Source organism: Thermophilibacter sp. ET337 (assembly GCF_024733715.1).
Classification (GTDB): Bacteria; Actinomycetota; Coriobacteriia; order Coriobacteriales; family Atopobiaceae; genus Thermophilibacter.
In genome coordinates, this window is the sequence record NZ_JANRHO010000003.1 from 234,750 (window position 1) to 244,927 (window position 10,178).

Genomic DNA, 10,178 nt, shown 5'->3' on the forward strand with positions numbered 1-10,178 from the left:
CGTCTCCTCTCGCGTTGACTTCCTCGATGGTACCCCACGGGCGCGACAGAAAAAGCCCGACCCCGCAAGGCGGGGTCGGGCGACGTCACCGTGCTCTGAGGCTCGACGTGCCTCTCGCTACACCTTGAGGTAGCGCCTCATGGCGATGGCGGAGCCAAACAGGCCAATGATCACGCCGATGACCAGCAGGCCGGCGAAGCAGATGTAGAGCGTCGTCGCCGGGATCTCGAACGCAAGGAACGAGAGGTTCTGCTGGAGCTCCGGAAGGAGCGTGTTGGCGCCCACGGCGAGCGCGGCGATGGCGAGAAGAGCGCCGATAATCGCCTCGACCGTTCCCTCCATGATGAAGGGCCCGCGGATGAAGCCGTTGGACGCGCCGACGAGACGCATGATGCCGATCTCGCGACGGCGCGCGGTGATCGCCAGGCGAATCGTGTTGTTGATGAACACGAAGGCGACGAAGGTCAGCAGGATGACGAGCGCGACCGCGGCGATGCGGATGTAGCTCGCCAGGCTCAGGAGGCGCTCGACGGTCCCCTGCCCGTATTGGACGTCACCGGCGGGATTGGAGGAGTCGTCGCAGATCTCCGCGAAGGCGGGGTCGTCCATGATGCGCTGGGCAGTGGACTCGACCTCCTGCGCATCGAGCACGCGCACGACGAGCGAGGCCGGAAGGGGGTTCTCGCCGTCGAGGGCGGTCACGGCGTCCGCGGCGTTACGGTTGGACATCGAGGTGCGGAACTCCTCGAGCGCCTGGTCCTTGGTCTTGTAGGTCACGTACTCGACGTTGTCCCAGCTCTCGATCTCGGCCTGGTAGCTCTCGACGTCCGCCTGGTCGGCGTCGTCAGAGAGGAAGGCCTGGATGGTCACCTGGTCCTCGACGCCGCCGATCATGCTGTTGAGCATGGCGGAGCCCAGGACAAAGAGGCCGATGATGAACAGGGACAGGAAGATGGTGACCACGGCGCCGAGCACCGTCGTCCAGTTGCGGCGGAAGTGGTGGCCGCACTCACGAAGAGAGTAGCCGATGTTAGAGGGCGCCATAGTAACCGTAGCCTCCCCTCTCCTGGTCGCGGACCACGTGTCCGGCCTCGAGCGCGATGACGCGCCTGCGCATGGAGTCGACCATCTCGCGGTCGTGCGTCGCCATGATGACCGTGGTTCCGGCTCGGTTGATTCGGTCGAGCAGCTTCATGATGCCGAGCGAAATGGCGGGGTCGAGGTTGCCCGTCGGCTCGTCGCAGACGAGCAGCGGGGGACGGTTGACCATCGCGCGGGCAACGGAGACGCGCTGCTGCTCGCCGCCGGAGAGCTGGTCGGGGAAGTGCTTCATGCGCTCGCCGAGGCCCACGAGGCGAAGCACCTCGGGGACCTGCGCCCTGATGACGGACTTCGGCTTGCCGATGCACTCGAGGGCAAAGGCCACGTTCTCGTAGACCGTCTTGTCGGGGAGCAGCTTGAAGTCCTGATACACCGTGCCGATCTGGCGACGCAGATACGGGACCTTGCGGTTGCGCATCTTGGTCAGGTCCTGACCGGCAACGATCACCTGGCCGGAGCTGGCACGCAGCTCGCGCGTGATGAGGCGCAGCAGAGACGACTTGCCAGAGCCGGAGTGGCCGACGACAAAGACGAACTCGCCGGGATAGATGTCGAGGCTGACGTCGTCGAGGGCGGGCTTGTTGGGCTGGGCCGGGTAGATGAGTGTGACGTTTTTGAACGACACGGTCGGGGTGCCGGTGCGCGAGACCTCAGGGGCCTCCTCGCCCGCAAGCGGGGCGAAGACGCTCGTGAAGCCGGGCTGCTCGGCAGAATCGGCAGGTTCGCTGGCGGTGACGGCGTGAACCTCCTCGAGGACGTCCTCCTGAGACGGCTCGGGCGCCACGGGCGCCGCGGGGACCTCAGGGGCCGCGGGGGCCTCAGACGTCTCGGGAACGGTCTCGACGATGTCGGACGACTCGTCTACCTCCTGCGGAGCCACGCCAGAGACGACGTCAAGCTGCTCGTCGACCTCCGACCCCTGTCGCTCAGTGCTGCGAAAGTGACTGGCCACAGACGCTCCTTTTCTTGTGCTCAAGATGGGCAGATACGTGCCACAGTCTAGCAAAACCCCAGCATCGCTCCCCCGGTGGAGGGGTTTGGCTCATCTTTTTGCAGAAGCTCCCCATACGAGACGGGTGAGAGGCCCTGGCGCGCGGCGCCTCATCCGATGCGGCGGAACCCCTCGCCGAACACCTCGTGAACCTCCGAGATGACCACGATCGCCTCGGGGTCCACCTCGGCGACGATCTGCTTGAGCCGCATGCTCTCCGACCTGCCGAGCACGCACATGAGCACCGGACGGCTGTTGCCGCTCCAGACGCCGCGGGCCTGCAGCTCGGTGCACCCCCTGTTGAGCGTGTAGAGGATCTCGTTGGCTATGCGCTCGTGCTCGGTCGAGATGATGTAGGCGGCCCTCGCCGAGCGGGGGCCGTCGACCACGGCATCGATCACCTTACCGCAGATGAACATCGCCACCGCGGCATAGAGCGCCTGCTCGACCGAGAAGACCGTGGCGGAGAACGCGATGATGACGCCGTCGACGATGATGACGGCAGTGCCCACGGGCATGCCCGCCCTTTTCGCCAGAATCTGCGAGACGATGTCGGTGCCCCCCGTGTTGCCGCCCGTTCTAAAGACCAGGCCGAGCCCCACGCCGGTGATCACGCCGCCCCAGAGGGCGCACAGCAGAAGGTCGCTTTCTCCCCCGAGCACCGGAACGACGGGGGCGAGCAAGTCCGTGAGCAGGCCGCAGGCGATGATTCCGCCGATGGTTCGCACGATGTAGCCGCGGTCTCCCGACCGCACCACCAAGGCGAGAAGAACCGCGTTCATCACGATGGTCTGCAGGCCGACGGGAAGATAGAACCCCATTTTGTCCGCGATCGCATAGAAGACCGTGGCCAAGCCGGTCACGCCTCCCGCGGCCAGACCGTTGGGAATCTCGAACATGTCGACGCCGATGGCAAAGATGAGCGACCCGGCGACGATCAGAAAGGCGTCATGAACGATCGTCCGCCAAGGGATGGAGCTCACGATGCCTGCCCCTCGTCCTCGCCGACCGACCAGCGATGATACCCGACGACGAACTGGTCGAGGTCGCCGTCTTTGAGCACGGCGTCGACGTTGCTGGTCTCCACCCCGGTGCGAAGGTCCTTGACGAGCTGATAGGGGTACAGGACATAGCTCCTGATCTGGTTGCCAAAGCCGATGTCTCGCTTGGGCCCGCGCAGCTCGTCGAGCTCCTCGGCGCGACGGGCGAGCTCCATCTCGTAGAGCCGGCTTCTGAGGACGCTCATGGCGAACGCCTTGTTCTGAAGCTGGCTGCGCTCGTTTTGGCAGGTCACGACTATTCCAGTGGGCAGGTGGGTGATGCGAACCGCGGAATCGGTGGTGTTGACGCCCTGGCCGCCGTGGCCGGACGCGTGGTAGACGTCGATGCGAAGGTCGTTGGGGTCGATCTCGACCTCCACGTCGTCGGGCAGGACCGGAAGCACCTCGACACCGGCGAACGTGGTCTGGCGGCGCTTCTTGGCGTCGGTGGGCGAGATGCGCACCAGGCGGTGGACGCCCTGCTCGGCGCGAAGCATGCCGTAGGCGTTGTGCCCGCTCACGGTGAACGTGGCGCGGTTAAGCCCGATCGCCTCCCCCGGCTCGGCGTCGTTGACGGTCACCTTCCAGCCGCGACGCTCGCAGTAGCGCTGGTACATGCGGAACAGCATCTCGCACCAGTCCTGGGCCTCGAGTCCGCCCTGTCCCGGGGTCACGGTGACGATGGCGTCGCCGTGGTCCAGGTCGTCCGTGAACCAGCTCGAGAGCTCGAGCTCGGAGAGATCGTGCTCCAGGCCCTCGAGCAGCGTCCCCGCCTCAGAGAGCAGGTCGTCGTCCCCGGTCTCCTCGCCAAGCTCGTACGCGGCCCGGGCGTCATCGAGCTTGGCGCGCGCTCGCGCCAAGCCCTCGACGTCGTCGCGGGCCGCCGCGAGTCGCGCCATGGTCTCGCGGGCGGCGTCGGCATCGTTCCAGAAGTCCGGGTCGGCGCTTCTCTGCTCGAGCTCGGCCACGACGTGGCGCTTCTCCTCGAGGCGCAGGTAGCCCTCGACCTCGGTCAGGCGCGCGGCGAGGGCGTCGATGGACTGGGGCGAGACGTCCGCCATCTACAGGTTCCTGCCGTGGCAGTTCTTGAACTTCTTGCCGCTGCCGCAGGGGCACGGGTCGTTACGCCCGACCCCGACATAGGGGTCCGGGTCATCGGACTTGCGATACGTCAGCGGCTTTCCCGCTGCGGGCTGAGCGCCCTGCGGAGCTCCCGCGGGCGCCTGGGCCAGACGCGCGCCCTGGGTCCCGTCCGTCTCGGCGGGACCGGAGTAGCGGGCGCCGCGGAGCTGATCGGGAATCTCGTCGGCGGCAGACGCCTGCGGGACGGCGGGCTTCACGACGACCTCGAGGCGCAGAATCGTGCGCAGGAAGTCCTCGTACATGGTGGAGACGAGCTCGGAGAAGGCGGCGTACGCCTCGCCCTTGTACTCCACGAGGGGGTCGCGCTGGCCAAAGCCGCGCAGGCCGATGCCCGTCTTGAGATAGTCCATCTCCTGGAGGTAGGCCATCCAACGGGTGTCAATCACGCGGAGCATGACCTGCGCCGCGAGCGCCTGCATGGCCTCGTCGCCGAGATTCTCGGCCTTCTCGGAGAAGCACTTCTTGACGAAGTCGACGACCTGCTGGACGACCTCCTCCGGCTCGGGGTCCTCCTCCGGGTCCACCGTGGGCAGGTCCTTGCGCCCGGTGAGCTCGCCCAGCCACAGCGACAGGCCGCGGGCGTCCCACTGCTCGCCGCGGTCCTGCGGGGCAAAGCCGCGGACCTCGCGCTCGCACGTGTCGAGGGTGACCTCGTCGATGTGGGCCATGAGGTCCTTGCCGTCCAAGATCTTGTTGCGCTCCTCATAGATGACCTGGCGCTGGGTGTTCATCACGTTGTCGTAGTCGAGGACGTTCTTTCGCATGGCGAAGTTGATCTCCTCGATCTTGCGCTGGGCGCTCTCGACCGCCTTGGTCACCATCTTTGCCTGGATGGGCATGTCGTCCGGCATGTCGTACTTCTGCATCATCGCAGAGATGCGGTCCATGCGGTCCCCGCCAAACAGGCGCATGAGGTCGTCCTCGAGCGAGAGATAGAACTGGGTCTCGCCGGGGTCGCCCTGACGGCCCGAACGACCGCGGAGCTGGTTGTCGATGCGTCGGCTCTCGTGACGCTCGGTTCCGATGACGCAGAGGCCGCCAGCGGCGAGGACGATGCGCTTCTCGCCCTCGCACAGCTCCTTGGCACGCCTCTGCGCGTCGTCGCGCTGCTCCTGCGTCGCCTCCTCGGGATCGATGCCGTCTTCGCGCAGGTAGTCCATGGCGATAAGCTCGGGGTTACCGCCGAGCAGGATGTCCGTGCCTCGGCCAGCCATGTTGGTCGCGATGGTGACGGCGCCCTCACGGCCCGCCTGGGCGACGATCTGGGCCTCGCGCTCGTGGTGCTTTGCGTTGAGGACGCTGTGCTTGATCCCGCGCTTGTCGAGAATGCGGGAGAGACGCTCGGAGTTCTCGATCGAGACGGTGCCCACGAGGACCGGCTGGCCCTTGGCGTGGCGCTCGACGACGTCGTCGGCGACCGCCTTGAACTTGGCGTCGATGGTTCGGTAGACGAGGTCGTCGTGGTCGATGCGGGCGACCGGCTTGTTGGGCGGGATGACCTGCACGGGGATGTGGTAGACCTCGCGGAACTCAGCGTCCTCGGTCATGGCGGTACCCGTCATGCCGGAGAGCTTGTCGTACATGAGGAAGTAGTTCTGGAGCGTGATGGTGGCGAGCGTCTGGTTCTCCTCGCGGACGCTCACGCCCTCTTTCGCCTCGATCGCCTGGTGCAGGCCCTCGGAGTAGCGCCTGCCCTCCATGATGCGGCCGGTGAACTCGTCGACGATCTTCACCTCGCCGTCGATGACCACGTACTGCTGGTCGCGGTGGAACATGTACTCCGCCTTCAGCGCCTGCTGGAGGTGGTTGACGAGCTGGCCGGAGACGTCGGCGTAGATGTCCTCGATGCCGAGCGCGCGCTCGACCTTCTCGAGGCCCTCGTCCGTCGTGGCGATGGTGTGCTTGGCCTCGTCCATCGTGTAGTCGACCTCGGGGGTGAGGCCGCGGACGGCGCGGGCGAAGTCCTTGTAGGTGCTCGCGGACTTGGTACCGGCGCCGGAGATGATGAGCGGGGTGCGCGCCTCGTCGATCAAGATGGAGTCCGCCTCGTCGACGATTGCGTAGTGGTGCCCTCTCTGGACGCGCATGCTCGCCCTCGTGACCATGTTGTCGCGCAGGTAGTCAAAGCCAAACTCCGAGTTGGTGCCGTAGGTGATGTCGGCCTCGTAGGCAGGCTTCTTGAGCGGGAGGCGCATCCCGTTTTGGATGAGGCCGACGGACATGCCGAGATAGCGATAGATGCGGCCCATCCACTCGCTGTCTCGCTTGGCGAGGTAGTCGTTAACGGTGACGACGTGGACGCCCTTGCCGGGGATGGCATTGAGGTAGGCGGCGAGGGTACAGACGAGCGTCTTGCCCTCGCCCGTCTTCATCTCGGCGATGGTTCCGCGATGGAGGGCGATCGCGCCGATGATCTGAACGTCGAAGTGGCGCATGCCGGTCGTGCGCTTTGATGCCTCTCGAACGGCGGCGAAGGCCTCGGGGAGCAGGTCGTCAAGGGTCTCGCCCTGAGCGTAGCGCTCCCGGAAGGCCGCGGTGCAGCCTCGGAGCTCCTCTTCGCTCATGGCGACGAACGTAGGCTCGAGCTCGTTCACGCGAGCGGTGATGCGCTCGAACTCCTTCAGGTCCCTGTCCGAACCGATGGACAGAATCTTGGAGAGAAAGTTAGGCATGCGACTCCCCTGTAAGAAATCTCAGCGTGGCCCCAATGGCACACTCATGTTCACCACTTTACTCATAGCCACCGCTGCGAAAAGCCACGCTCCCGTCCTCTCACCAAAAGCGCACTCTAGCCCTCGGCACTCATGCACTTGCCTCCCCCTCCTCACCCGTCGGCTCATCCCGAGCGACCTGACGCAGGCGCCAGGAGGGAGACTTCCCGGTCGCCTGGGAAAGCCTTCGGGCATATCGACGGTACTGACGCCCCGCCTCGAGCTCCCTTCCGTCCGCCATCAGCGAGCTCACGAGCGCGATTGCCGCATCCTCTCGCAACCCGTCCGCCTCCAGCGCGTTTCCCGCAAGCCTCGCGGCCGTTCGGGCTCTCCCCAGGCGCATCGCGGCGTCCGACCCCGCGACCATCGCGTCGACGTAGAGGGACCGCAGCTCCTCGCGGCACTTCGCCACGAAGCCGGTGCAGTCGGCGGCGGGGCTATAGAGGTCGCCGACATAGAGTTGCTCGACCTGACGCGCGACCCGGACCACCGTCGCGTCGTCTTCGCCATCTATCACTTCTCTCGCAAAGTGCCTCAGCTCGTCCACGTCACAGGCCACGACGGAAGGATCAATCGATATCGACCTCGTCGACCTCCCGAGAACGAATGGGTCGAGGGACGGGTCGATCTCCGCCACCGCGGCCCGAAGCACGCTCGTGGCCTGATAGACCCGATTTGCGCCCAGCACGTAGTCGCTCTCCGGCCAGATCTGCCCGGAGATCTGGCTCCTACGGGCGCTGTGCCCATGGCGAAGGAGCAGGTACGTGAGCATCGATTTTGCATTCCTGTGATCGATCTTCTCGTCGACAATTCGGACGTCACGGACAAACAGCGAAAATCCCCCGAGCAAAGACACCTTGACCGGCGCTTCCGCGCGTACGAGCGGCGGCGCGTCCCGCAGGCCTGTTGCGGCCGCCACCGGCGGCATGCCGGCGCCGGCAAGCCTCTCCTCGCCCCGCGGACCACTGACCGCCTCGAGCGCATGTCTCCAGCTCAGCGGCAACGTCCGCCTGAACAGCTGCGAGAACGCTCCAAACCCTTCGCTCAGAACGCGCACGAGCCAGAGACAGTCGCGCGGGACGCGTCCGCCCAGCTCATCTTCCACGGCAGCCGGGCCATGCTCCGCGCTCATGGCCTCGTGCGCCAGAAGCCTGATCGCCCCGAGCTCATCACGGGCCGCTCCGGGAGCCTCGCGTCTCGAAACGTCGCCCAAAAGAAAGCGGGAGATGTCCCCGAGCAGCGAGGCAACTCTCGAGAGGTGGACGAGCCCCGCACGCCTGGCAATCGCAATGGCAAGCAGCGCCCTCACGTTCGCCCTGGCGCACGATGAGCCTCGAAGGTCAACGATGCATCCGGCGACAAGAGCGGCGACCTGGGGGAGGACGTCGCCCGCCCTCTCGGATCGCGCGGCAAGAGCGTCGAGGTTCGGGGCGCGGACGCTCGGCGACAGCATCGCCCTGACGGCCTCCAGGCAGCAGGCATACCCCTCCATTCCCCGAAACGAGGATGATTCAAGCATTCTCAGGGCCTGGGCGACCCGATCCCCGTCGTTGCCGCCGTCATCACACAGCAGCAGACGAGCAATCTCGTAATCAACGAGCAGAAGTGCGTCAGACATTGTCCTGACAGGGCCGCAGCACGGGTTGGCGACGAGGAGCCTCATTGCCGCACCGGCGGCGCCCTCTCGGAGCAGGTCGCAGGCCTCGCGATGAACCAGCAGGCTCCTGCCAAGCCCGGACCACGCGTCGTCGACAAACGCGACGAGCGCCGGCTTTGCCTGGAGGGCGCGACGGGCGTCGATGAGCATCAGCGCGTCTCGACGCTCCCCCGCCCTCACCTCGAGCGGACGGCCGCACGCCCCAAAGTCAACAAGCTCCTCCCCGATGACGGCCGAGACCGCCAGCGAAAGGGCGTGACAAAGGGTGCCTTGCCGGGGAGCCCCCTCCACCATGCCGAGCGCGGTGGAGACCACATTGACGCCGCCGGCGTCGATCAAGTGAGCGCCAAAACGAAGGGCATGGGCAAAGGCGGCGTCCTCGACGGGGAGTTCGAGGAGCTGAGCGGCGCGCTCGAAAGACCCGCGCTCGAGCAGAACCCTGACGCATGAGGACGCCACGTCAGGAAAGAGGGAGCAAGTCGGGGCGAGGCCGTGCAGCGATCGCGAGAGCGCGGCGGGGCTGCAGGTAGGCAACGTGCGAAACCGCCAATGAGGACCTTCGAGCTGAAAGTAGGGAACAAAGACGCGAATGCACTCCAGAATCTCCTCGGAAACGAAGTCGAGGGCGCATCGTAGGTCATCGATCGTACCCTCGCCGAGCAAGAACAGGCATAGCCTCAACCTGATCTCCTCATCAGACAGGGAGCGGCGAAGCGAGGTGGTGACAAGAGCCGAGAGGCGGTCACGATAGGCCTGAGGGACAGCGTCCGATCGCAAATCATCCTCAGAGATGTCTGCGAGACTAGAGACGAGATCGTGAATGCCAAGCGTAAGACGCCGCAGCTCATATAGAGAATCATCAGGACGCGCAAGAGCGACGGAACGGACGAGAAGATCTTGCGAGCGGACCGTCTGGCACTCAGGGAGAAGCTCAAGTATCTGAGACGCCTCAGGAGGGAGGGAGAAGGCGACGGATGCACCGGACTCCCACAGGCGTCGAAGAGCTCGGGCGAGACGCGGGGCAGAGCACTCGTCAGGAGCGGGGAGGTCGTCCAGCCCAACGACCACTGAGTCGGAAGCCTTCATGGCAGAATGGGCAACACGACGAATGACGCTGACGGCGGAGTCTATATCAAGTGCGCCGAGATCGTGACGAAAGATGCGAGCGCCAGCAGCGGCAGCGCCAGAGAGCAAATCTGAAATGACGGCGCGACTGCCAAGGCCCGGCTCTGCGCAAATCGCCACAAGACGCGAGTGCCCAAATGAGCCAAACGAAGAGAGCGCGGAGGAGCACAGGAGCTCCGGCACAAGATTGGCCATGCAGCATCAACACCCTTCCACCAAGAATCGAGACGACATACCGAAGATATCACTAATCAGCATTAGTTAACGTCTCATTTTGTTGTTTTTTATTGTTGGGTGTGTTGCTACTAGTAAGCGATTGGTATGTTGAGCGAAAGAGAACAGGAAGAAAACTGTCACTGCGGAACGCGAAGGGGGAGGGCCCCGGCGCGAGCCGGGGCCCTCCCCCATGC

Annotated in this window: 6 protein-coding genes; all 6 read right to left on the reverse strand. The window is 65.3% G+C overall.

Annotated elements, in window-relative coordinates:
• Positions 1-117: 117 nt before the first annotated feature.
• The 6 genes from ftsX to NW198_RS04615 all read right to left on the reverse strand — a co-directional run bounded on the left by ftsX (position 118) and on the right by NW198_RS04615 (position 9,324).
• The gene (gene ftsX / locus NW198_RS04590; protein ID WP_258340183.1) at positions 118-1,044 is read right to left on the reverse strand and encodes a permease-like cell division protein FtsX; all 927 of its coding nucleotides are present in this window, start codon (positions 1,042-1,044) and stop codon (positions 118-120) included.
• Positions 1,031-2,053 (reverse strand): cell division ATP-binding protein FtsE, encoded by a 1,023-nt coding sequence (ftsE, locus tag NW198_RS04595; RefSeq protein ID WP_087314964.1) that lies wholly within the window; start codon positions 2,051-2,053, stop codon positions 1,031-1,033. The genes ftsX and ftsE overlap by 14 nt, the downstream gene beginning before the upstream one ends.
• 149 nt (positions 2,054-2,202) lie before the next feature.
• Entirely contained in the window at positions 2,203-3,075 is an 873-nt protein-coding gene (locus tag NW198_RS04600; RefSeq protein WP_258340184.1) for a YitT family protein, read from the reverse strand.
• Positions 3,072-4,193 carry a peptide chain release factor 2 gene (gene prfB / locus NW198_RS04605; RefSeq protein ID WP_258340185.1) on the reverse strand — a complete coding sequence of 374 codons (1,122 nt, stop codon included), beginning with the start codon at positions 4,191-4,193 and terminating at the stop codon, positions 3,072-3,074. The genes NW198_RS04600 and prfB overlap by 4 nt, the downstream gene beginning before the upstream one ends.
• A complete protein-coding gene (gene secA, locus NW198_RS04610; RefSeq protein WP_087314970.1) occupies positions 4,194-6,947 on the reverse strand; it encodes a preprotein translocase subunit SecA in 2,754 nt (917 codons plus the stop codon). It lies immediately after the preceding gene.
• Between the two features lie 130 nt (positions 6,948-7,077).
• Positions 7,078-9,324 carry a BTAD domain-containing putative transcriptional regulator gene (locus NW198_RS04615; RefSeq protein WP_258340186.1) on the reverse strand — a complete coding sequence of 749 codons (2,247 nt, stop codon included), beginning with the start codon at positions 9,322-9,324 and terminating at the stop codon, positions 7,078-7,080.
• Positions 9,325-10,178 lie beyond the last annotated feature (854 nt).